The 21848-nt window shown below is 52.4% G+C and carries 25 protein-coding genes; 9 read left to right on the top strand and 16 right to left on the bottom strand.

What is annotated here, in order from left to right:
• The first annotated feature begins 90 nt into the window (after positions 1-90).
• From DFR30_RS00940 to DFR30_RS00960, 5 genes are all read left to right on the top strand, one after another.
• Positions 91-792 (top strand): TorF family putative porin, encoded by a 702-nt coding sequence (locus DFR30_RS00940; protein ID WP_132970892.1) that lies wholly within the window; start codon positions 91-93, stop codon positions 790-792.
• A gap of 73 nt (positions 793-865) precedes the next feature.
• Complete coding sequence (glnK, locus tag DFR30_RS00945; RefSeq protein ID WP_132970893.1) at positions 866-1204, top strand: P-II family nitrogen regulator; 339 nt, start codon at positions 866-868, stop codon at positions 1202-1204.
• A gap of 19 nt (positions 1205-1223) precedes the next feature.
• Positions 1224-2522, top strand: a complete 1299-nt coding sequence (locus tag DFR30_RS00950; protein WP_132970894.1) for an ammonium transporter — start codon at positions 1224-1226, stop codon at positions 2520-2522.
• A gap of 113 nt (positions 2523-2635) precedes the next feature.
• Positions 2636-3262: an ABC transporter ATP-binding protein gene (locus tag DFR30_RS00955; protein ID WP_243640642.1), complete on the top strand. Its 627-nt coding sequence runs from the start codon at positions 2636-2638 to the stop codon at positions 3260-3262.
• The gene (locus tag DFR30_RS00960; RefSeq protein WP_132970895.1) at positions 3259-4053 is read left to right on the top strand and encodes an ABC transporter permease; all 795 of its coding nucleotides are present in this window, start codon (positions 3259-3261) and stop codon (positions 4051-4053) included. The genes DFR30_RS00955 and DFR30_RS00960 overlap by 4 nt, the downstream gene beginning before the upstream one ends.
• Positions 4054-4242: 189 nt before the next feature.
• On the opposite strand, the gene DFR30_RS00965 is transcribed toward DFR30_RS00960, so the two are convergent.
• From DFR30_RS00965 to DFR30_RS00975, 3 genes are all read right to left on the bottom strand, one after another.
• On the bottom strand, positions 4243-4503 hold the full coding sequence (locus DFR30_RS00965) for a DUF2442 domain-containing protein (protein WP_132974326.1): 261 nt from the start codon (positions 4501-4503) through the stop codon (positions 4243-4245).
• Positions 4463-4702 (bottom strand): DUF4160 domain-containing protein, encoded by a 240-nt coding sequence (locus DFR30_RS00970; protein WP_132970896.1) that lies wholly within the window; start codon positions 4700-4702, stop codon positions 4463-4465. Before DFR30_RS00970 ends, DFR30_RS00965 begins: the two co-directional genes overlap by 41 nt.
• Before the next feature lie 137 nt (positions 4703-4839).
• The gene (locus DFR30_RS00975; RefSeq protein ID WP_132970897.1) at positions 4840-5487 is read right to left on the bottom strand and encodes a hypothetical protein; all 648 of its coding nucleotides are present in this window, start codon (positions 5485-5487) and stop codon (positions 4840-4842) included.
• 154 nt (positions 5488-5641) lie between these two features.
• Here DFR30_RS00975 and DFR30_RS00980 point away from each other — a divergent pair, with 154 nt between their 5' ends.
• Entirely contained in the window at positions 5642-6760 is a 1119-nt protein-coding gene (locus tag DFR30_RS00980; RefSeq protein WP_132970898.1) for an IS110 family RNA-guided transposase, read from the top strand.
• A 390-nt stretch (positions 6761-7150) separates the two neighbouring features.
• Here DFR30_RS00980 and DFR30_RS00985 read toward each other — a convergent pair whose 3' ends face one another.
• The 11 genes from DFR30_RS00985 to speE all read right to left on the bottom strand — a co-directional run bounded on the left by DFR30_RS00985 (position 7151) and on the right by speE (position 15037).
• Positions 7151-7624 carry a hypothetical protein gene (locus DFR30_RS00985; protein WP_132970899.1) on the bottom strand — a complete coding sequence of 158 codons (474 nt, stop codon included), beginning with the start codon at positions 7622-7624 and terminating at the stop codon, positions 7151-7153.
• An 80-nt stretch (positions 7625-7704) separates the two neighbouring features.
• Positions 7705-8220 carry a hypothetical protein gene (locus DFR30_RS00990; RefSeq protein WP_132970900.1) on the bottom strand — a complete coding sequence of 172 codons (516 nt, stop codon included), beginning with the start codon at positions 8218-8220 and terminating at the stop codon, positions 7705-7707.
• A gap of 517 nt (positions 8221-8737) precedes the next feature.
• The gene (locus tag DFR30_RS00995) at positions 8738-9139 is read right to left on the bottom strand and encodes a hypothetical protein (protein ID WP_132970901.1); all 402 of its coding nucleotides are present in this window, start codon (positions 9137-9139) and stop codon (positions 8738-8740) included.
• A 285-nt stretch (positions 9140-9424) separates the two neighbouring features.
• Positions 9425-9640: a hypothetical protein gene (locus DFR30_RS01000; protein ID WP_132970902.1), complete on the bottom strand. Its 216-nt coding sequence runs from the start codon at positions 9638-9640 to the stop codon at positions 9425-9427.
• A gap of 168 nt (positions 9641-9808) precedes the next feature.
• The gene (locus tag DFR30_RS14720) at positions 9809-10219 is read right to left on the bottom strand and encodes a ClpX C4-type zinc finger protein (RefSeq protein WP_424565394.1); all 411 of its coding nucleotides are present in this window, start codon (positions 10217-10219) and stop codon (positions 9809-9811) included.
• Between the two features lie 26 nt (positions 10220-10245).
• Positions 10246-11475, bottom strand: coding sequence for an IS91 family transposase (locus DFR30_RS01010; protein WP_132970903.1), 1230 nt, complete (start codon positions 11473-11475; stop codon positions 10246-10248).
• Positions 11476-11604: 129 nt separating this feature from the next.
• Positions 11605-12075, bottom strand: coding sequence for a hypothetical protein (locus DFR30_RS01015; protein WP_132970904.1), 471 nt, complete (start codon positions 12073-12075; stop codon positions 11605-11607).
• A 74-nt stretch (positions 12076-12149) separates the two neighbouring features.
• Complete coding sequence (locus DFR30_RS01020; RefSeq protein ID WP_132970905.1) at positions 12150-12611, bottom strand: hypothetical protein; 462 nt, start codon at positions 12609-12611, stop codon at positions 12150-12152.
• A gap of 352 nt (positions 12612-12963) precedes the next feature.
• On the bottom strand, positions 12964-13392 hold the full coding sequence (locus tag DFR30_RS01025; protein ID WP_243640643.1) for a hypothetical protein: 429 nt from the start codon (positions 13390-13392) through the stop codon (positions 12964-12966).
• A 52-nt stretch (positions 13393-13444) separates the two neighbouring features.
• On the bottom strand, positions 13445-14041 hold the full coding sequence (locus DFR30_RS01030) for a hypothetical protein (protein ID WP_132970906.1): 597 nt from the start codon (positions 14039-14041) through the stop codon (positions 13445-13447).
• 138 nt (positions 14042-14179) lie between these two features.
• A complete protein-coding gene (speE, locus tag DFR30_RS01035; RefSeq protein ID WP_132970907.1) occupies positions 14180-15037 on the bottom strand; it encodes a polyamine aminopropyltransferase in 858 nt (285 codons plus the stop codon).
• Between the two features lie 38 nt (positions 15038-15075).
• Here speE and speA point away from each other — a divergent pair, with 38 nt between their 5' ends.
• On the top strand, positions 15076-16962 hold the full coding sequence (gene speA, locus DFR30_RS01040; protein WP_132970908.1) for a biosynthetic arginine decarboxylase: 1887 nt from the start codon (positions 15076-15078) through the stop codon (positions 16960-16962).
• A 53-nt stretch (positions 16963-17015) separates the two neighbouring features.
• A complete protein-coding gene (gene dauA, locus DFR30_RS01045; protein WP_132970909.1) occupies positions 17016-18719 on the top strand; it encodes a C4-dicarboxylic acid transporter DauA in 1704 nt (567 codons plus the stop codon).
• 21 nt (positions 18720-18740) lie between these two features.
• On the opposite strand, the gene DFR30_RS01050 is transcribed toward dauA, so the two are convergent.
• Together DFR30_RS01050 and argS are read right to left on the bottom strand one after the other, a co-directional pair.
• The gene (locus DFR30_RS01050) at positions 18741-19331 is read right to left on the bottom strand and encodes an SPOR domain-containing protein (protein WP_132970910.1); all 591 of its coding nucleotides are present in this window, start codon (positions 19329-19331) and stop codon (positions 18741-18743) included.
• A 14-nt stretch (positions 19332-19345) separates the two neighbouring features.
• The gene (argS, locus tag DFR30_RS01055; protein WP_132970911.1) at positions 19346-21106 is read right to left on the bottom strand and encodes an arginine--tRNA ligase; all 1761 of its coding nucleotides are present in this window, start codon (positions 21104-21106) and stop codon (positions 19346-19348) included.
• Between the two features lie 199 nt (positions 21107-21305).
• On the opposite strand from argS, the gene DFR30_RS01060 reads away from it, so the two are divergent.
• Positions 21306-21824, top strand: a complete 519-nt coding sequence (locus DFR30_RS01060) for an outer membrane beta-barrel protein (protein WP_132970912.1) — start codon at positions 21306-21308, stop codon at positions 21822-21824.
• The last annotated feature ends 24 nt before the right edge of the window (positions 21825-21848 follow it).

Below are 21848 nucleotides of genomic sequence, written 5' to 3' on the forward strand. Positions count from 1 at the left end.
CTCAAAGCCGTTTAACCCCTGTAGTGGCGAGCGAAAGATTGTTACACGTTAAGTCAGTTAAAAATATTTGATGGATATAGGAGTCCTCACATGAAATTTTCAAAAACTCTCGTTGCAGCTGCACTGCTCGCTTCTGCCGGTGTCGCACAGGCAGAACTGAGCGCAAATATTGGCGCCCACAGCAAATACATTTTCCGTGGTGTTGAGCTGAGTGATGGTGCCGCAGTTTCCGGTGGCCTCGATTACGACTCCGGTGCCGGTTTCTATGCGGGTACCTGGATGTCTGACGTTGCCGCTGGTGGTACCGAACTCGACCTGTATACCGGCTTTGCAGGTGAGGTGGGTTCTATCGGTTACGATGTCAACGCGCTGTATTTTGCCTACCCGAACGACTCGAATGACCTCGATTACCTTGAGCTGAGCCTTGGCCTTAGCATGGGCATGCTTTCCGCACAGATCTCCTACACCCCCTGGGAAAAGCGAGACAGTGATGTCGACTCCGCCTATGGCGAAGGCGACTTCTATTTTGCACTGGGCGCAGACCTCCCCATGGAAGTGGATGGCATCAGCTTCAGTGCACTGATCGGTTATTACGACTTTGACGATGACGGATCATCCCAGCTGGCCCCGGCTGATGAACTGTCTTATACCCACTGGAACCTGACCGCCAGCAAGGATGTCGGCGAACTCGGCGCTTTCAGTCTTGCCTACGACCAGACCGATGGCGACAGTGACAATGGTGTAACCAATGGCGCCGCACTGTTCACCGTTGGCTGGACAAAAGATTTCTGAGACGGCGTTACGTTTCGGATGATTTAAATCAGTCCGCCCTTCGGGGCGGGCAACTAACCTGGGAGACCTTCTGATGAAGCTGGTATCTGCAATCATCAAGCCCTTCAAGCTCGACGACGTGCGTGAGTCGTTGTCCGAGATTGGTGTAACGGGCATCACGGTCACTGAAGTAAAAGGATTTGGACGCCAGAAAGGACACACTGAGTTGTACCGCGGCGCGGAATATGTGGTGGATTTCCTGCCCAAGGTCAAACTCGAAGTTGCCATCAACGACGATTTGACCGAGCAGGTAATCGAAGCAATTTCAAAAGCGGCCAACACTGGCAAAATCGGTGACGGAAAAATCTTTGTATATCCGTTAGAGCAGGCAGTGCGAATCCGAACCGGTGAAACCGGTCCGGAAGCGCTGTAGCCTACGGGAGGATAAACAGATGGAAGATCAAATTTTTCAACTGCAATACGCCCTCGATACCTTCTATTTTCTGGTGATGGGTGCGCTGGTTATGTGGATGGCAGCGGGCTTTGCCATGCTGGAAGCCGGTCTGGTACGTGCCAAGAACACAACTGAGATTCTGACCAAGAACGTTATGCTGTTCGCCATAGCCTGTACGGCATATATGGTAGTTGGCTATGACATCATGTATGACGGTGGTATTTTCCTGAAGGACATCGCTACGGGTGGTGCGGCCGATAGCGATGCCATGGTTGCTGCTGTGCTGGTGTCCTCGAAGGAGAATGGTTTTGGCGGCGATTCTGTATATTCCGCTGCATCCGATTTCTTCTTCCAGGTAGTGTTCGTTGCTACTGCGATGTCGATTGTGTCCGGCGCTGTTGCCGAACGTATGAAGCTGTGGGCATTCGCGGTATTCGCGATTGTCATGACGGCCTACATCTACCCGATGGAAGGTGCATGGACCTGGGGCGGAAAATCTGTCTTCGGCCTGTTCAGTCTCGGTGACGATTATGGCTTCTCTGACTTTGCCGGCTCCGGTATTGTGCACCTTGCAGGTGCGTCTGCTGCGCTTGCCGGTGTCCTGCTGCTCGGCGCACGTAAGGGTAAATACGGGCCTAACGGTGAAGTACACCCGATTCCGGGTGCCAACCTGCCACTGGCGACACTGGGCACGTTCATTCTGTGGATGGGCTGGTTTGGCTTTAACGGCGGCTCCGTGCTGAAGCTGGGCGACGTTGCCAGTGCAAACTCGGTGGCCATGGTGTTCCTGAACACCAATGCGGCAGCTGCGGGTGGCGTGATCGTTGCGCTGGTTGTTGCACGTATGTTGTTCGGCAAGGCTGATTTGACCATGGCGCTCAACGGCGCACTGGCTGGCCTGGTTGCCATTACTGCAGAGCCTTCTACACCAACGGCATTGTCGGCGACGTTGATCGGCGGTGTCGGTGGCGTGCTGGTCGTGTTGTCGATTATCTTCCTGGATAAACTGAAGATCGACGATCCGGTAGGCGCTATTTCTGTACACGGCGTGGTTGGCATGTGGGGACTGATGGCTGTACCGTTGACGAACGGCGATGCTACTTTCGGTGGTCAGTTCATGGGGCTCATTACCATCTTCGTCTGGGTATTCGGTGTCAGCTTCGTTACCTGGATGGTTATCAAGATGATTATGGGACTCCGCGTCAGCGAAGAAGAAGAGTTCGAGGGTGTCGACCTTGCCGAATGTGGCATGGAAGCTTACCCCGAATTTACCGGTAATCGTGGTTCCGGTATCTAGGGTCTTCGGGGTGGAATAGCTACCGCCTCACAAGACTGTCGTTACGAAACGGGCGCTTCGGCGCCCGTTTTTTTTTGCATCGTTTATGGTTGCCGGTCTGGAGGGTACAATGAGTGATATACCGGAATCGAGGCAGTTCATTGCTTATTGTCGAACATCTTACCTGCGCCGTGTTGCAGGACATCTCACTGACGCTCAAGGATGCAGAACCCGTGTGCCTGTCCGGCGCGAGCGGCTCCGGTAAAACACGCCTGTTGCGCGCCATTGCAGACCTCGACCTGAATACCGGTAAAGTCATGCTCGATAATGTGGTGCGTGAAAGCATCGATCCGCAAAGCTGGCGGCGCAAGGTGGCCTACCTGCCGGCGGAGAGTCGTTGGTGGGCGCAGACCGTAGGTGAACACTTTCGCGATCCCGCCAGTGTGCCGTTCGGGCGGCTGGGTTTTGATGATCAGGTGAAGGACTGGAAAGTCGAGCGTCTGTCCAGTGGCGAGCGCCAGCGACTTGCTGTGCTTCGCCTGCTGGAGAATCAGCCACGGGTGTTGTTACTGGATGAACCAACTGCCAACCTGGATGCACAAAGTACGCAGCGTGTTGAAACCCTGATCGGTGAATACATCTCTCAGGCTAAAGCCGCCTGCCTCTGGGTCACGCACGCCGCTGACCAGATACGGCGCATCGCCCGGCAGCGGCTGCTGCTCGAAAACAGCCATCTCAAACCGGCGGCTGTCGCAGAATGATTACACTGGGCCTCTTCGACCTGTCACTGGCAGCACTGCTGGTGGTGGCGCTGGCACTGAGTTCCCTGCGTATCTACCCGGAGATTGCCGGACAACTGACAATTGCCGCCATACGTACGGCTATCCAGCTCACACTGATCGGGCTAGTGCTGAAAGTGCTGTTTGCCAACAGTCATATCGTGTGGGTCGCATTGCTTTCCCTGTTCATGCTCGCCGTGGCCGGCCGCGAAGTCATGGCACGGCAACACCGGCGTTTTACCGGTTGGTGGGGGTATGGCATCGGCGCGCTGTCGATGTTCATTTCGTCTTTCTCTGTGGCATTGTTTGCGCTCATTATCGTGATTGGTAACCAGCCCTGGTACGAGCCGCAGTACGCGATACCCTTGTTGGGGATGTTGCTTGGCAACACCATGAACGGCATCGCCCTGGCACTGGACCGCCTGACCAGCTCTGCCAGTGACCAGCGTGACGTGATCGAGGCGCGCTTGATGCTGGGCTACAGCCACCAGGAAGCGATTGCCGATATTCGGCAGCAGGTGTTTCGCACAGGACTGATACCCATAATCAACGCCATGGCCGCGGCAGGCATCGTCAGCCTGCCGGGTATGATGACCGGTCAGATACTCGCCGGCGCAGCACCGGTGGAAGCCGTTAAATACCAGATCATGATCATGTTTCTGATTTCAGGCGGGGCAGGGTTTGGCACTATGGCAGCAATGCACTTTGGTGTACGGCGGTTGTTTGATGACCGTCTGCGCCTGCGACTTGACCGTCTGAGCAAGACTGACTGATCGGGGCAGATCCCTGGAGCGGTGTGATTCATCCGTATGCATACTCGATAGCATCGTTATGTTTCATTCATTGATTCAATAATTTTAAAAGCTTCAGTAATGGTCGGCGCGTACAACTTGGCGACACAGCAAGCCCTTAGAATTGAGCCGCGCTGATTTTTAGCGTCGGCTCGAATGACTGGTTATGCGCTATTTTGCTTTTAGTGGGAAGCGTTCTGGGTGCTCTATCGTCTCAATGCCAATATCGACATCCAGATCTGGCCAATATAAATGGCCGGGTGACACTTCTTCGACATTAAGTATTTTCCCAACTGGCACATCCTTAAACCAAGGGAAATCTTCGTATGACATGAAGAGTTCTTTGTTGCCACAAAGAATCCACACACCATGACTAGAAACGTTGGTGATTTCAGGTTGGGAAATGTTCTCGCCAAGCGTCTGTGAGCTCATCATAATGTTCCTCAATCAACTGCTCGATTTGCCTCAATTGTACCCGAGAAAGATGGTGGTTTCTCGCTAGCTCAATTTCCGGTTCTAACCAATACTTTACCTCTCCATCGCCACAGTAAACGTGGACGTGCATACGCGTTTCTTCTCGTGAGAAGAAGAAAAATCGATAGCCTCTTTCCCTAAATACTGTCGGACTCATACTGCTCCTTCATGGCGCATAACGGCTTGCCTAAACCGACGCCGGAGTCGCGCCAGCGACGTAGGCGGTCGGTTTGAGGCAATGGTTATGTTGCAATATCACCATGTTCCCAGATTTTGTAATGATGCCAGAATAGATCAAAGTAATTTTGACCATTGAAGCCATTTAAGAGACTTCTTCTTTCCACCATCAAGCAGATCTTCAACGAAGCCCTTTTCTCTTATTACATTAACGGCATTTTGAACAACATTCACATTCGCTAGATCGGGGTATTCTCTCCAGACGACATACTCACAAATTGCGTCTTTACCAGCATCTGGTGTTAACGCGTTAAATGGGATTGTTTCTATGTTTAAGGTATTTATGAGTTCCGTTGATATTTCAGGCGCACCTGATTCTGCTTGAATGCGCCGAAGCAATACTGTGGTCAATGCATGCTGATGACATTTCTTTTCATCTCCTGTCCATTTGCTTTGCCCCATCTTCCACCCTTCGTCGTAAGCTTTACGAGCAGCCTCGCGAAGTTTTGCGGCTTTTAGTTGGTTAGGATGCGTTTCAGCAGAACGTGGGCGTGCTTTAGAACCCTCATCGTCCAATACCCCCCTCTTTCTCAATTCGGCCTCGATTTTTTCGCGATCTGCGGCTCCGATATCCCCAGATTTCATAGAACGCAGGTAGAGAGACCAAAGTTGGTCATCTGTTTTTGATTCGGGCTTAACGCCTCGCACTACTGCGAATATAATGAACCCAACAACAATTAGAATAATTATCGCAACCGTTTCCATTGAGAATCCTCAGGTACTGAACCTTTGTATGACTGCAACATAGACATAATGGTTCTCGTCGGTAGCGCCGACCTCCGTCCCATATTCGCGGATTAGCAAAGCCAGAGCCATAATTGTGAGTCCCTAGACATCACAAACGAGATCGGAGGTCGACATGCCCAAATCTAGCACACTCTTCGTCGGAATGGATGTTCATAAGGAAACCATCGATGTAGCTATCGCCACGAATCGTCTCAATGGCAAGGTCCGCCACTACGGGCAGATATACAACCGCATCGATGCCATCGATAAACTCGTGGCCAAACTCAAGCGTGAGGCCTCTACTCTGAAGTTCGTCTACGAGGCCGGTCCTTGCGGCTTCGGCCTCTACCGACACCTCACACGCAAGCAGCACCAGTGCGCGGTGGTTGCGCCCTCCCTCATTCCCAAAAAACCCGGTGACCGGGTCAAAACCGACCGTCGTGACGCCCTGCGCCTGGCTCAACTCTATCGAGCCGGGGATCTGGCACCGGTCTACGTGCCCGATGTCGATGACGAGGCGATCCGTGATCTATCCCGTGCACGTGAGGACGCCATGCTCGATCAAAAAGCCGCCCGCCAACGCCTCAAGTCCTTTCTGCTACGTCATGCGATCCGATATGAAGGCCGGGCTGACTGGAACGAGGCTCATCTGCGCTGGCTCACCGAAGTCATCATGCCCACACCGGCGCAGCAAATCGTCTTCCAGGAATACGTCAACACCATTACCGAACGCACGCATCGTATCGAACGCCTGGAGCGTATGCTCAAAGAACACGTCAAAAACTGGCACTTCGCGCCGCTGGTCAGCGCACTTCAAGCCCTGCGTGGGGTGCGCTTTATCAATGCAGTCACCTTCATCGCTGAACTCGGCGATCTGACCCGATTCGATAATCCTCGCCAGCTGATGTGTTTTCTGGGACTGGTGCCGTCGCAATACTCCTCCGGTGAACGCATTCGGCTTGGACCCATTACCAAAAGCGGCAACCGGCATGCCAGACGTATTCTCATCGAGGCTGCCTGGGCGTATCGATACCAGGCCAAGGTCAGTCGTGAAATCCAGCTGCGCCAGGAAAACCTGCCAATCAGGATCCGTGAGATCGCCTGGAAGGCGCAAGTACGCCTCTGTGCCCGTTACCGCAAGCTTGTCGGGCGTGGCAAAAACAAAAACGTCGTCGTAACCGCCATCGCCCGTGAACTGGCAGCCTTCATTTGGGACATCGCACACCACGTACACCTAAAGCAGGTTCACTAGCGAACCGTCAACTTATCAAACTGCGAGGTAATGTCTATTTTACAAACCTGACAACTGGACAACTCATCGGCGGTGGCACTGTCACGTTTCCGGAGAATCCTCGACGACGTTAAGAGACTGAAAAAAACGCTCGTACCTAGACTGAGGCAGCTCCACGACGTATACAAGTAATGCGGTAATCAATCCGCGGATATCAGCAAGATCAACCGTCGCGATTACTGGCAGTGCCTCCTCTCATGCGTTGTCTTATAAAATCTAATCACGTCTTGGTGAGAGGCGGTGGCTGCATTTGTGCTACTTGACACTACGAACCATATCGGCCAGCACCAGCGGCCGAGCGTAAGCGAGGTCCGAGCCCCGAAGGGGCGCACTGGGTGCTGTGGTTATACGTCACAACAGCTTGCTGAGCTCTTCCGCAGATCGAGGAGTTAGCCTACGGACTCCACGCAGAGTTTGCTGGTCTAGCACTCCTTGCGACTTAAATTTCAGGGGTTTCGGCCCATCTGAACTTTCGAAATACAAGGCCTCAACAATCTTCACCGGCACTTTAAGTGTCGGCCGAAATCTGTCCGGGTTTTTTGACCCAATCAAATGCTCATTTGCTTGATATAGCCCAAAATCTGTTTTGAACAGATTCTCCGCTTCTGATTGACTACATAGCTTTGTGACAACAATCTTGCCCCCAAGGAAGAGCTGACCTTTTTTTACCGTTACAACAAATATGACATCACCTATTCCAACGCCAGCTTTCCTGAACTGGTTACCAGCCGTATGATCTAGCGCTGTATAGCCGCGATTTGCATGGTCGGTTTCCAACTTCCATTGATCGTTAGTCCAGTACTGTGTGAAATATTTCGAGGCCATAAAGAATCTCTACTCCTTTGTCGTATAACGATTAAGCCCAGCCGCAGCCAGCGAAGCTGGCCGTCGGCTGGGGCGCCTTGTTAGGCGCCACCAAAGGACACCATCGAAACCCCAATACTAATAATCCATATATCGAGGACCAAACCGAGCCAGCGCCAAACCGCGTTCTCTTCTGTTGCTGGAGTTACGACATAGCCCAGAAAAGTTTCTTTTCCTAGGCTAAAATGTCGTATCTCCAGGATGCCGAGAAATATCAGAGGGATCGCAATCCACTCAATGTCCAAGTTCTCTGGCAATAAGACCTTTGCAAGAAGCATGGCTGCTAGCATTCCAAGCCCTAACCACCACACGGTATTGCCAATAGTTCTAGCAACAGAATTTTTCCCGTCTGACACTTCCACAAACCAGTAGTAGCGGTTCAAGCTAGGACTAGAACTTCGAGTTAAGGGCTGAATCACCTCTCCTTCAGCAAGCATTTTTCTCAGCTCAGCAATCTCAAACTGGTTTAATTCGGCCGGCGCATTGCATTTACGGCATGAATGAGCCTCAGAATCATTCAATGCTCTGCAAACATTGCAAACCCATTCATAATCCATCCAATTAGCGCCTAACGTTGTGCACCAGCGGCGGCGCGTAAGCGCCGTCCGAGCCCCGACAGGGGCGACTGGGTGCGCGTGTTAGGTATAACCCACGATGCGTTTACGTGATTAGTCGTCATTGTTTCTGATAGTTCGAATTAGTTCGTTTTGCAGATCAATAATTACACATTGGTTTAGCGATATCTGGGCGAGCCCAGAATTTATGCTCATTGCCATATAGACAAGCACGCCAAAGATGGCTATTAATATACCGATAAGCGAATTTCCTACAATACTTGTGAAAAGTCCGCTAACTACAATAATTGCGCCGAGTATTGCAGCAACGTTGTTTTGTGCTTGAGCATCTCGTACTTCTTGATCGTGATGACTATGCATTACGAACATCCTCTTAAATACCTAACGTTTAGTTAACCTGCATGTTTTACAACGTGGTTTTTTGTGGAATACTGAGCGAAGCGAACCACAAAAAGGCGCGTTGTAAAACATGTCAGGTTGAACTTATTGTTATGCATTATTAACCATTGATGCCTAGCTCGTAGTATCCGTATTGAAAGAGCAAAACGAAACCGCTGAATGAAAGACCAAGCTTCAAGGAAAAAAAGACCAAGGTAGGCCAATTAATTTTTGATGGTGCTTCAAACTTACCCTCGAAATTCACTCCATGCTGTTTTTCCAACACCTTGTTGTATACCCCCCAAATTATGGAACCGAAAATATAATGCAACAAATCAGCAGCTAGTGCAGCGATAAAGAGTACCATTGGCTGTATTAATTCTTCGGGTATTGCGAATCTTGCACCTTCTTGTGATTTGAATATCCAAATTATCGCAATTCCCGCGAATGATGCTTGCCTAGCAACATCGCTGGCTTTTCCGGAATATCCGTAGTACGCCTTTCTAACTTCTTTGAGATCCATAGTTCTATTTGCCCTTTTTTACAGGTCCTTTTGGGCCTGTACTTCCTGTGTTAGAACTACGAACCTTTCCACCCGTAACCTTTTTGCTAATGGATTTACGCACAGTTTTGGTTGTTGTTCTTCCTTTTGAGCCTGAACCTGTCTTTTTGACCATTTAGATCTCCATTTCATTTTGTGCATAACGTTGCGCACCAGCGGCCGCGTGTTAACGCGGTCCGAGTCGCGAAGCGACGAACTGGGTGTGCTGGTTATGTTGCGATACTACACTACAGTTCATGCGATAACCTATTTTGACTTTTCACTTTCTACCCATTCACGCACTTGTTTGTTCACTTGGTATTTTTTATCTTCGGTTAACCAATTAAGCCTTTCCCATTCTTCAGGTGTTAGACCGGAACCTTCAGTTGCTTTTTTGAATAGCCCTTCTAGCTCATCCTGCTTATCGTAAGTTGGAACAAAATCGAGCTCTTCAACCCTCCCATCTTCCAACCAATATGCCATGACTGACAACAGTATAAGGGTGGCCACAAAATACAGCGCATACCGAAATATTTTAGCCATAAATATTTGTAACAGTTATCTCAATAGCAACATAACGGCTTGCCTAAACCGACGCCGGAGTCGCGCCAGCGACGTAGGCGGTCGGTTTGAGGCAATGGTTAGGCGTCATTACCTCTCCGCCTTGTATTTCTTGGCGACGCCTACGCATACATCTACACATTCATTGCAAATATGTGCAAGTTTGTATTTGGCTTCGATCAAACATTCAACTTCCTCTTTCGTCTTTTGACAGAAAGAACAAGTAGGAACAACCGGTCCCATTTCTTCAACGCCAACTGGCTCATCACCTAATTCAGAATCAATACACTCAATCGTAATAAGATCGCTTACTTCTACAGCCTCTTTAAGCCATGTATATTGAGTATAAGCATTATCATCAGACAGATAACCCCATGCAGATAATTCAGCAGCGTCACCATTCTGGCAATAACCACCAACTGTAACCTGCATATGATTAAGCCCCTCGGGATGTATAACAACGGGGGTCTTATTGTTGTATGTGACTTTGAACGACTTCATTTATACCTCTTGATTACGCCTAACGTCTAGTTAAGCCGCCGCGTGCGGGGCAAAAAAACTACGCCGACCCCTGGCGGGGAGCACCCAAGCCCGATGCGGTCGGCTTCAACGCGTTGTTGCACAATGCTACCGGAACCCTCATGCGAGCGCCTATTCCTTATATAGGAAATTTCGCGGCGTGTGCTGCGGTAAGGGAATAACACCGCACCACAGTCCGGGCAGAGCCTTTCCCGTTTCTCTGCAGGCTTGACGGTTTCACCAGTCTGCTCATTCAGCTGTTCACGGATAAGGTCACGTTTGGCACGTGCGCCAGGAACGTACAGTCCATAGTAGCGCACGTTATGTTGCCCCTTCACCGGAACATGCCAGAGCACGCGATGGATAAACTCGTCCGTCTTCAGCATCATAAGCTTTTCCTTGCCGTCATGATGATCACGATAACGGAAACTCACTCGGGATGCATCCGCCTCGATAAGACGGTGATCCTTGATCGGCCCGCCATGAAGATAGCGGGAGAGATAGTTCACCACGCCACTGCCGTGGCGGTAAGGGCCCTGAATACGGACATTCCATTGCTTGCGGGCAATCCGGCGCAATACACGGCGCCAGTCACCGTCACTCCAGTGGCTCGGTAGCACCAGCTCACCTTGCGCATAGGCGGCATTCAGCCAGCTTAGCCACTTGCCCCGGAACTTCGCCTTCAGAACACCCACAGGCAGCAAAAAATCAGCCTCCAGCGGCCGCCACTGCCCGGCGTGTAAACCTCCACCCGTCACGAGAAGATGTACATGGGGATGAAAGGATCCGGTACGCCCCCAGGTGTGCAGTGAGGCGAGAAGTCCGACGTCGGCGCCTAAATAACGGTCGTCTTTTAACAGCTGACGCAGTGTCTCCGCTGAAGCCCTGAACAGGTGATCCACACTCCATTCACGGTTGTATTGCCAGATCTCGTTGAGTTCGTGGGGCAGTGTAAACACCACATGGTAATGGTCACACGGCAACAGGCGTGCCTGGGTTTTATCCATCCACGCTTGTGTCGTTGAGCCTTGACACCGCGGACAACTCCGATGGCGGCAGGAATGGGCCTGCTGTTCAAGGTAACCGTCGTGTCGACATACCCACTCTTCATAGCCAAGCTCGGGGCAGCAACAGGTCATGATCGCATTCGCTGCCTGGTGTTGGTCGCGGCTCACACCATGGTGCTCCTTGTAACGGTTGTAGCCCAGTTTAAACACGCTCTGTAGTGTCGCTTCCATGCGAGCACCTCCTGTCGGTGAGTTAAATGGTGCACAGTGTTTATCTTCTGCGCGTGGACTCTCCCTTCCTTCTATTTGTGCAACGGTTGAACTCAGCCGCCGCCTCTGGCGGTCGGTTGGAGTGATTTGTTAGGTGCCGCATCTAATTTTCTCGTATTCTGTTCTCGTGTTGGATTTTTCACACGCTGAGTAATATTCGATTTTGAATTGGTCTAGCGCAGATTTCACTGTGTTACACAATTCGCACTTTTCTCCTTCAGAATATACATCAATGAAGTACCGGTTATCCGTTTCTTCATCTCCCCGCATCCATTTTACGAGCGATACTCCATAGTATTTTGATCCATTATTAGGGTACCAATATGCGATCTCATAGTAATCGTACTTTCGGTATTTAGTTTCTCCGATCTCAATCACTTCCTCTTTCTTATCGATTTTCTTATCTAAAGAATCACCGATAGAATCTAGAGATTTGAGAACTTGATCTGGTTGGTAGCGCTCCGAGGATACAACTAGTACCGCCTTAGGAGATGGCCCGCCACTTTGAGGAAGACAGCCAGATACAAGGATAGAGGTAATGGCTATGACAATTCTCAACATGTGGTAAGCCTCAAGGCACCTAACGTCTGAAGCCAGCCGCGCCTGCGAAGCAGGCGTCGGACTGGGCTGACTTGTTATGCGTGTTCTGCGGTGGACATAAGCGCATGTAGAAACTCCTCAAAGATCGTTCTTTGTATACGGCCATATAAGTTCTGCTTCCCTCGGTAATTGCCATCAAAACATATGTACCATCTACTACCAATCTTTGACTCTTTTACTCCTCCATGTGCGGCAGCGTTACGTACAGCGCGTATTAGGCCTTGCGCTTTATTCTTTCCCTTAAGGAAAAGAATCATGTTACTTGGAAGAACACCGGATCTAAGACCGTGCTTCATTTGTTTTTTTAGTTCATTGCTCGATTCAAATGCAGTGCAATCGAGATTAGATGTTTCCCTGAACGCCTTAAATGCACTGGCCTCGAAATCGAATCCCTTCGTTTTTTTCTTCAGCCCCAATTCCCACGGAATCAATACAAGCAGGTATAGATTAGCTGCATCTTCTGCCCGCAATATGTTCTGTTGAGGTTTTCTACGCATAACATTGTATATCTGGAAAAATGCCGTGTTATAACACGTGCGTTTTCCGTATAACACGCACCACCCCACACGGGGGATTCCTGTTGTTTCTCTCGAAACTACGCCTCTATGGTTTTCTTTTCAAGCGGTTAGGTAAGCGGGCGTTCCGGCTATCGAATAACCGGCGCCGGGGAAATACCTCAAATTGCGGTCTGTTTCCTCTGCAGGAAAAATGCCGGCGCGGCGAGTGCGCCTTGACCGTCTGAGTAAGCCGGTCTGAGCAAATCCTATGCCGAATCCCAGTAACGCTGCAATTCGTAATACAGGAATGAAGCTGTCCACGTGATGAGCACCAGGCCAGTTCCGGATGAGCTCACCGAATAATGTCCCGTTCTGCCTCAACCCGTAAATGCCCTTCGCGGGCCTTGCTTATATCCACAGGCAGTCGGTTATGCGTCCAGCCATGCAGCTTGTCGTGCGCCTCAATATAGACCGTGGTTATCCCTTCGGGAATCTTCACATCAGACAGGCTGCGCGTAAAAGGCTGCTCCGTTATGTGGGGGTGATAAAGAACACGATTACCCAGCACGTTGCCCTTGGGGTCGACGACGCGCCAGTTATCCGCGTAGTGATCCCAGCCGGTGTCATGGTGTTTCAGGGTCACGTCAATTGTCCAGCGATTATCGCCACTACCGGTGAAATCGGCGGCAATGATGTTTACCTCGTCGGCGTTTGCTGCGCTGAATACTATAAGGGCAAATAATCCGGCTGCCAGGGCAGCTTTTTTGCAAGACGTATTCATCGATTTAATCCGGTAAAGCCTGGCTACTTCGAATTGTTCAGCTGCATGCAGTCTAGTGTATAAAATCAAGACTGTCGAACAGGGATTGCGCCCTGGAGGCCAGCATAAAGTCCTTGTTCCCGGGGCGGTGTCTGTTGGAATATACAAGGTGGGCACCATCAGTGGGCTGGTACGGGTTCCGGCAAGTAATCCCTACGACTTCAAGAAGTATCGGCCCTGGATTTCCGGAACGTTTTCTGGCTGATAAGGTTTCATGAACGCTCATGAATTTCACGCATGTGCCATGCCTGGTGTTTACAATAAGCGCCTGATGCTTCTTTGCGATGAAGCGCGTCTCGTCTGTGTTATGTGTAATTCTGTCCATGATAAATGACACAAAGGCTTCGTCATTAAAGAACTGTGGAAGTCGAATCGACCATGCCTGGATGGCATACGTTTCATCGCCGCTTGTACCTTTCCTTACCAACTGGATTTCATTGGGGTCTTCATGTGCCAGGTACCACCCTTCCTCGTCTGGCGCGGAGATTGAGAAGTCATCGAGTGTGAGCGTACCGGGTTGGGCGGGAAGTGCCTTTAGCGGCGGAGGGGTGGATAGGCAGGAAACCAGGCAGGTCACCAATAGTGTCAGAAGTATTGCGCGATACCGCATTATAGTCAGTTCCTTTTTAATAAAGCGCCGTACAAACCGGCCTGTGCCGTAACCGGTCATGTGTTTAGCGAATCAATAATGGTTTTCTGCTTTATCAATTCGCCATCCGTCTATTTTTGACGGTGCTGGACAAGTCCATCAAGTATTACCTGCCCGGAAAAAGGCCGGCATTGCCAGTGCGCTCTGGTGCATGGCGCGCGTGTAGTACTGCGTCCTGAAGCCCGGATTTTCTGCATCCGCTTCCCTGAACCGGTTCAGTGCCCGATTGCAGCCAAGGGTCGCTGACCACCAGCCAGACGGGTAGCAGGGCTGAGGAAAAGGCAGGGTGTGGGTGTGGCTGAATCCGGCAGATTGCATGGCTCGATGCATGGGCTGGATGATGCTGTTGTAATGCAGCAGGGGTGACTCGCTTTGCTGTACGATCAGCCCTGTATTCCCCAGTGCGCGGTGGCAGCTGTGGTAGAAATCTTCGCTGAACAACCCTTTGGCCGGGCCAACGGGGTCTGTGCTGTCGACAATCACGACATCGACGCTGCCAGGTTTGGCCGCCTTCATCCACTGGATGCCGTCGTCGAACAGGAACTCGGCGCGCGGGTCGCGGTTGGACTCGCATAATTCCGGGAAGTATTGCTCTGACAGGCGAGTCACTCGTTCATCGATTTCCACCTGCAGCGCGTGCTCGACACCTTTATGCTTCAATACTTCCCGTAGTGTCCCGCAATCACCACCTCCGATAATGACAACACGCTTCGGCGACGGGTGGGTGAACAGTGCCGGGTGCGACATCATTTCGTGGTAGAGAAAATTGTCACGGCTGGTGAGCATGATAAAGCCATCGATCACCATCAGGTTGCCAAAGTCTGTCGTTTCAAAGATTTCGATGTGCTGGAAGGCCGTTTTTTCTTCGTGCAGCTTCCGGCGAATACGGAACGAAAGGGCGGAGCCATGTGCTTCGCAGATTTCAGTAAACCATTGTGTATTGTCAGGCAGATTCATGGGCGGAAAAGATAGCAGATTCTGCTACTCTGTGCGCCATGAGCGAGCAAACGATTGAAGCGGCGCGCCGGCGCTACAACCTGCCGGGGTGGAGTAATGGTTATTTTGACGTTAATGAACAGGGGCACCTGTTTGCGTCTGTCCCGTACCAGTGCCAGGAAGCCAGGGTTGATCTGTACGCATTGTCGCAGGAAATTCGTGCGGCGGGCCTGCGACTGCCGGTGCTGGTCCGTTGCACAGACCTGCTGCACCACCGGGTAGCCAGCCTGTGCGCGGCATTCAGGCGCGCCATGCACCATCATGATTATTCGGCAGAATACACGGCAGTGTATCCCGTCAAGGTAAACCAGCAGTTCAGCGTGGTGCATCATATTCTCAACACCGAGTCCGCTGAAGTGGGTCTGGAAGCGGGCAGCAAGCCCGAGTTGATGGCGGTGCTGGGGTTGTCAAAGCCCGGCAGTGTAGTTGTCTGTAACGGTTACAAGGATCGTGAGTATATACGGCTGGCCCTGATGGGGCATCGGCTTGGCCTGCGCATATACCTGGTAGTAGAGAAACTTTCAGAGCTTGATCTGGTCATCGAACAGGCTGCGGAATTGAAGGTGCAGCCCTTGCTGGGTGTTCGTGTGCGCATGGCCTCTATTGGTGTCGGAAACTGGCAGAATACGGGTGGCGCAAAATCCAAATTTGGACTGCGGACTTCGCAGGTACTGGAGATGGTCGAGCGTTTGCGCAGTACCGACCTGCTGGGTCAACTGCAGATGATGCACTTTCATCTGGGTTCCCAGCTGGCGAATATCGCGGATATTCGTACCGGTGTAGCAGAGGCAGCACGTGTTTTTGCGGATCTGTGCGCGCTTGGTGCTACGGTCAATACACTGGACGTTGGCGGTGGACTGGGCGTGGACTACGAAGGGACGGCATCGCGCAGTTTCTGTTCCATGAATTATACGCTGGACCAGTATGCCGAGGCGATCGTGCAAGGTGTCTCGATGGTCTGTGAAGAAAACGACCTGCCGCGACCGGCGTTGATGACCGAATCGGGTCGCGCGATCACTGCGCACCATGCCTTTATGATTACCAATGTCATTGACACAGAGCAGGCGCCTGGTGAAGAGCCGCCTTCGGCATTACAGGGCGTTGTTCCGGATGTGCTGAAAGCAATGGCAGACCTCTACGACGGACTGGAACATAATGCCGTACTGGAAACCTGGCATGAGGCCGGCCGGGCACTGGAGGATATTCTGGAGTCCTATAACAGGGGGCTTCTGAGCCTGAGTCAGCGCGCGCAGGGTGAACAGTATTATTACGCCATCCTCCAGCACCTGCGGTACAGGTTGCAGCCTGATCGCCGCGAACATCGCGAAGTGCTCGACCCGCTGAACGAAATGCTGGCGGACAAGTACTTCTGCAATATGTCCATTTTCCAGTCATTGCCTGATGTGTGGGCGCTGGACCAGATCTTTCCCATTGTCCCGCTGCACCGGCTCAACGAAATACCAACGCGCCGGACTACACTGGAAGACCTGACTTGCGACTCGGATGGTCGTATTGATTACTACGTCGACAGCGAAGGCATCGAGCACAGTCTTCCGGTCCATGCCGTCAAGCCTGGTGAGGAGTACCTGCTGGGTATCTTCATGGTTGGCGCCTACCAGGAAATACTGGGTGACATGCACAACCTGTTCGGTGATACCGATGCGGTGGATATCGAAATACAGGAAGATGGTTCGCACAGGCTGAGCCATGCAGAAAAAGGTGACCGGGTAGACGAGTTGCTGAGCTACGTGCATTTTGACCCGTCACAGTTGCTCGAGGCGTATCGTGCACTGATTAGCGCTTCTGGACTGGACGAGGCTGAAGCCGCACAATATAACGGTGAAATGGAAGCCGGTCTGAGCGGTTATAGCTACCTGCAGCCGTGACGGTGTATTGTCTTTTTCACTGTTATTACGAATCATAAACAGGCCAGTCTCATATGTTTTCCGCGCTCAGAGTGTCCCTGAAAACCGACCGTTCCCTGGAGAGTGTACAGGCCAATATTCTGGCCGGACTGACGGTTGGCGTGATTGCCCTGCCTCTTTCAATGGCACTGGCGATTGCCAGTGGTGTAGCGCCACAGTATGGGTTGTATACGGCGGTGATATCGGGGATTGTCATTGCGCTGACCGGCGGGTCGCGCGTCAACATACCGGGCCCAACAGCAGCATTCGTTGTCGTGCTGCTGCCCATTGTCCAGCATTACGGGCTTGGCGGTCTGCTAATGAGCGGGTTTATGGCCGGCTTCATACTCATACTCATGGGGCTGTCGCGTTTTGGCGCATTGATCGAGGTGGTGCCTTACCCGGTGACCATCGGTTTTACCGCCGGGATCGGGGTCGTAATCGGAACGATACAGATCAAGGATTTTCTGGGGCTGAATATTGAATCTCTTGGCGAGCACTATACTGACAAAGTGGTGACACTGTTCCACGCTTTACCTACGCTGAGCTGGGAAGAATCCATCGTCGGTATTTTTACATTGGCAATACTGATTGTATGGCCACGTCTGAAATCCCGTATTCCCGGGCACCTGGTCGCACTGTTTGTGGCATCGGTTCTGGTAGCGGTAGTCGCAGGTCTCAGCAGTGATTTTTCCGTAGCGACCATTGGTTCACGATTTCATTACACGATTGATGGTGTGCTCCACGGAGGTATACCGCCGGTGTTGCCTGGATTCGAATGGCCGTGGGACCAGCCAGGCGCTGACGGCAACCCGATTGGTCTTTCATTCGACATTGTTCACAGCCTGGTTGGCGCTGCGCTGACAATTGCCGTGCTGGGCGCTATTGAATCCCTGTTGTGTGCCGTGGCCGCCGATGGCATGTCCGGCCAAAAGCATAACCCGAATGATGAATTGATCGGGCAGGGGATTGGCAACATGATTGTGCCGCTGTTCGGCGGCATCCCCGCAACGGCTGCTATTGCCAGGACGGCCGCAAGCGTGCGTGCCGGTGGAAGTTCACCGCTGGCATCCGTGGTACACGCGTTGTTTATTCTGGCGTCAATCGTTTTTCTGGCGAAGTACCTGGCCTATATACCAATGGCATCCATTGCGGCGTTGTTGCTGATGGTGGCCTGGAACATGAGCGAGGCAAAACATTTTTTTCGCATCGTAAAGATTGCGCCGCGCGATGATGTGATTACGCTTTTGACCTGCTTCCTGTTAACGGTATTTTTCGACATGGTGATTGCTGTTGGCGTTGGTATGGGTCTGGCAGCAATGCTCTTTATACGGCGCAGTATCCAGCTGACCCGTGTCGATGCACTGGATCACGAGGAAGCGGCAATACATCACGACGAACCGTTACCGCGTGATGTGGCCATCTACGAAATCAACGGCCCGTTGTTTTTTGGTTCAGCGCAGAAAGCACTGAGTGAAATATCCCTGATTGCTCCGGAAGTACGCGTTGTGATCCTGGATATGAGCAAGGTGTCGATGCTGGACATGAGCGCAATTGTAGCCATGGAGTCCATCGTAAAAGACTTCGAGAGTCAGGAGCGATGTTTGATTATCAATGCACTACAGCCACGCATGATCCTTAAATTGCGCCGCGCCGGTGTGCGCAGGAAGAAAGGCGCGATCGGTTTTTCACGCTCGATTCGTGATGCACTGGAAATGATGAAGGGTTGCCAGGTCTAGTGGCCCTGAATCAAACAGGTATCATTTTGTCAGGCGAATCAGAATCGCATCGATACCGTTCTTTTTCAGCAATGTCCGCGCTTCATTCAGGTCGGCCAGATTTTTATAAGGCCCGACTCGCACCCGGTGCCAGGTGCGGTTGCCATCAACACTGACAGTTTGTATGCGTGTTTCCAGTCCCAGCAAGGCAAGTTTGGCGCGCAGGCGATCGGCGCGTTCGTGACTGGGGAATGAACCGGCCTGTAACAGGTAGGTGCCGGGTTGCTCCACGCGCTTGACACCTTCGCGCGTTGGCGTGCCACGAATTTCCTGTTCCGGTACAACAACTTCCATCTCCGGTAACAGGTTATAGAAATCAAAGCGTGGCCTGGGTGGTGGCGGTATGGGTTTCCCGGGGGTCTTGCGTACGTCGCGTGTATCGTGTTGCACGGGCTTATCCAGCGCTTTGCGGGTTTTGCTTGTGGTGTCAGTACCAGCCGGTTGCATAACCAGCCAGGTGACATAGGCGATCGACAATCCACCGAACAGGCCGAGCAGCGCCCACAGCCAGGCGGGCGCGCCCTTGCTGCGGCGTCGACGCTGGACGGGTGTTCTCCTGCGGGTGCGTGCCATCGCTTACAGGAAGCCTACATGCTGTCGGGTGCGGACACACCCAGCAGGCCGAGGCCGTTGGCAATAACCTGTCGTGTCGCCTGGATCAGGTTCAGTCGTGCGTCGCGCAGGTCGGCATCGTCGACCAGGAACTGGTGTGCGTTGTAATAGGTGTGGAACTCGTTGGACAGTTCGCGCAGGTAATGGGCAAGCATGTGCGGCTCGTGGTTAAGGCCGGCGGCTTCTACCACTTCAGGGTAGCGCGACAGCGCCACAATCAACTGGTCTTCGTGTGATTCGGTTAGCCGGTCGAGGTGCTTTGCGCCGTTGTCAGCGTCCCACGCGAATCCTTTCTCCGTCAGTTGGCGAAACACACTTGCGACACGTGCGTGTGCATACTGGATATAGTAGATGGGATTCTCGTTGGACTGCGACTTTGCAAGGTCAAGATCAAAGTCCATGTGTTGTTCGCATTTTCGCATCACGTAGAAGAATCGTGCGGCATCGTTGCCTACCTCGTTGCGCAGTTCCCGCAGGGTTACGAATTCACCGGAGCGCGTGGACATTTGCATTTTCTCGCCACCGCGGTACAGGATAGCGAACTGCACCAGCAAAACGTCGAGCTTGCTGGCATCATCACCAAGTGCAGTCAGTGCGGCCTTGACGCGTGGCACGTAACCGTGATGATCAGCACCCCAGACATCGATAACGCGGTCATAGCCACGTTCCAGTTTGTTCATGTGGTAAGCGATGTCAGAGGCGAAGTAGGTGGTCTGGCCATTGTCACGCACCACGACACGGTCCTTCTCATCACCGAAGTCGGTGGAGCGGAACCACAGTGCGCCACCTTTTTCATAGACATAACCAGAGTCTTTCAGGCGTTCCAGCGCACGCTCTACGGCGCCGCTTTCGGTCAGAGCACGCTCCGAAAACCATTCGTCGTAACGTACACCGAAATCCTCCAGGTCATGACGGATGTTTTCCAGGATAGAGTCGAGGCCAATATCGAACGTTTCGCGATAATTCTTTTCGCCCAACAGGGACTTGATGCGTGTAATAAGGTCATCGATATGTGCTTCCTTGTCGCCACCTGCCGGCTCGTCAGGGGCGATGTCGCGGAACACTTCGTCTGAACTGTGACGCAGCGCATCACCGTGTTTGCGGTGCAGGCTGGCACCGATGTCCCATACGTAGTCACCCTTGTAGCCGTTACTGGGGAACGTAATGCTTTCGCCGCACAGGTCCAGGTAACGCAGGTAAACACTGGCGGCAAGTATATCCATTTGGCGGCCGGCATCATTGACATAGTACTCGCGGTGCACCTTGTGGCCGACAGCCTCAAGCAGGTCTGCGACGGTGGCGCCATAGGCGGCACCGCGCCCGTGGCCCACATGCAGCGGCCCGGTCGGATTGGCCGACACGAATTCAACCTGTACCGACCGGCCTGCCCCCACATCACTGCGCCCGAATTTTTCGCTCTCGGCGAGGACCTGTTGCAGCATGGTGTGGTAAGCCGCCGGTGCCAGGTAGAAATTGATAAACCCCGGCCCGGCAATTTCCACCCGGGTTACGACATCGGATTCCGGTAATGCAGCCACCAGTTTTTCCGCCAGGTCCCGCGGTTTGCTGCGTGCAGCCTTGCACAGCACCATCGCCAGGTTGCTGGCGAAGTCACCATGTTTGCGATCGCGAGTGCGTTCGAGCTGGATATCGACTGGTTGGTCGGCAGGCAAAATACCATCGGACTTGAGTGTCGCGACGGCGGTGGACAATAACGGGGCAAGCTGTTGTTTCATGAGTTCCGGACGGTCAGGAAAGGCGCCCATTATCCCCGAAGGCGGGTGGAGTTCAACCGTCAGGTACGTGAAATTCCGGATAAGGGCACAGTCAGGCCCGCTGTTCACGGATCGGGGGCGCATGTGCTAGCCTCGACAATGATTTTACGGCTCCAGGAAAGCTGTAACGCTATAGTGAACAAGTACCCGGAGGATTTACATGCGAATCATTAAACTGGCCGGGCTGCTCCCGGCGCTGTGCCTTATCAGCAGCCAGGCGATGGCGGAGGGATTTTACGCTGGTGCAAAAGCAGGCTGGATGGACCCCGATATCAGGGGTTTTGATGAGGCCACCAATCTGGGTGTGCAGGGTGGGTATACCTTCGGGGCACCCGATACCGGTATCACCTGGGCGGTCGAGGCTGAGCTCACGACGACGATTTCAGATGGCGATGTGCAGGCTTTTGGCAGCAGTGGAAACTGGGACGTGGATACACAGGCGATTTACGGTGTGCTGCGTATTGGTGATGCCCTGTATGGCAAGTTACGGCTCGGATTTCTCCACGAAGACGCTTCTGCCAGTGTTGTGGGTGCTTCTGCAGATGGGAGTGACAGCGGGGTCTCGGGAGGTCTCGGGGGCGGCTGGCGTGCCAACCAGCAGCTGTCGTTTGAGCTGGAATATACAATGGTAGAGGAAGATATCGATTTCTACAGCGTGGGTATGAACTTCGCATTCTGAGGCTTGCCCGTCATCCCGGTGAAC

The organism is Thiogranum longum (assembly GCF_004339085.1).
Classification (GTDB): Bacteria; Pseudomonadota; Gammaproteobacteria; order DSM-19610; family DSM-19610; genus Thiogranum; species Thiogranum longum.

Bases quoted from the DNA above. Each gene is read 5' to 3' on its own strand.
- DFR30_RS00980 (WP_132970898.1), top strand. From the start codon at position 5,642: ATGCCCAAATCTAGCACACTCTTCGTCGGAATGGATGTTCATAAGGAA.
- speE (WP_132970907.1), bottom strand. From the start codon at position 15,037: ATGAATCTGCCTGACAATACACAATGGTTTACTGAAATCTGCGAAGCA.
- DFR30_RS00960 (WP_132970895.1), top strand. From the start codon at position 3,259: ATGATTACACTGGGCCTCTTCGACCTGTCACTGGCAGCACTGCTGGTG.
- DFR30_RS00990 (WP_132970900.1), bottom strand. From the start codon at position 8,220: ATGGATTATGAATGGGTTTGCAATGTTTGCAGAGCATTGAATGATTCT.
- glnK (WP_132970893.1), top strand. From the start codon at position 866: ATGAAGCTGGTATCTGCAATCATCAAGCCCTTCAAGCTCGACGACGTG.
- DFR30_RS01050 (WP_132970910.1), bottom strand. From the start codon at position 19,331: ATGGCACGCACCCGCAGGAGAACACCCGTCCAGCGTCGACGCCGCAGC.
- DFR30_RS00950 (WP_132970894.1), top strand. From the start codon at position 1,224: ATGGAAGATCAAATTTTTCAACTGCAATACGCCCTCGATACCTTCTAT.
- DFR30_RS01010 (WP_132970903.1), bottom strand. From the start codon at position 11,475: ATGGAAGCGACACTACAGAGCGTGTTTAAACTGGGCTACAACCGTTAC.
- DFR30_RS00940 (WP_132970892.1), top strand. From the start codon at position 91: ATGAAATTTTCAAAAACTCTCGTTGCAGCTGCACTGCTCGCTTCTGCC.
- DFR30_RS00985 (WP_132970899.1), bottom strand. From the start codon at position 7,624: ATGGCCTCGAAATATTTCACACAGTACTGGACTAACGATCAATGGAAG.
- DFR30_RS00965 (WP_132974326.1), bottom strand. From the start codon at position 4,503: ATGAGCTCACAGACGCTTGGCGAGAACATTTCCCAACCTGAAATCACC.
- DFR30_RS00970 (WP_132970896.1), bottom strand. From the start codon at position 4,702: ATGAGTCCGACAGTATTTAGGGAAAGAGGCTATCGATTTTTCTTCTTC.
- DFR30_RS01030 (WP_132970906.1), bottom strand. From the start codon at position 14,041: ATGCGGTATCGCGCAATACTTCTGACACTATTGGTGACCTGCCTGGTT.
- DFR30_RS01025 (WP_243640643.1), bottom strand. From the start codon at position 13,392: ATGAATACGTCTTGCAAAAAAGCTGCCCTGGCAGCCGGATTATTTGCC.
- DFR30_RS00995 (WP_132970901.1), bottom strand. From the start codon at position 9,139: ATGGATCTCAAAGAAGTTAGAAAGGCGTACTACGGATATTCCGGAAAA.
- DFR30_RS14720 (WP_424565394.1), bottom strand. From the start codon at position 10,219: ATGAAGTCGTTCAAAGTCACATACAACAATAAGACCCCCGTTGTTATA.
- DFR30_RS01015 (WP_132970904.1), bottom strand. From the start codon at position 12,075: ATGTTGAGAATTGTCATAGCCATTACCTCTATCCTTGTATCTGGCTGT.
- dauA (WP_132970909.1), top strand. From the start codon at position 17,016: ATGTTTTCCGCGCTCAGAGTGTCCCTGAAAACCGACCGTTCCCTGGAG.
- argS (WP_132970911.1), bottom strand. From the start codon at position 21,106: ATGAAACAACAGCTTGCCCCGTTATTGTCCACCGCCGTCGCGACACTC.
- speA (WP_132970908.1), top strand. From the start codon at position 15,076: ATGAGCGAGCAAACGATTGAAGCGGCGCGCCGGCGCTACAACCTGCCG.
- DFR30_RS01020 (WP_132970905.1), bottom strand. From the start codon at position 12,611: ATGCGTAGAAAACCTCAACAGAACATATTGCGGGCAGAAGATGCAGCT.
- DFR30_RS01060 (WP_132970912.1), top strand. From the start codon at position 21,306: ATGCGAATCATTAAACTGGCCGGGCTGCTCCCGGCGCTGTGCCTTATC.
- DFR30_RS00975 (WP_132970897.1), bottom strand. From the start codon at position 5,487: ATGGAAACGGTTGCGATAATTATTCTAATTGTTGTTGGGTTCATTATA.
- DFR30_RS01000 (WP_132970902.1), bottom strand. From the start codon at position 9,640: ATGGCATATTGGTTGGAAGATGGGAGGGTTGAAGAGCTCGATTTTGTT.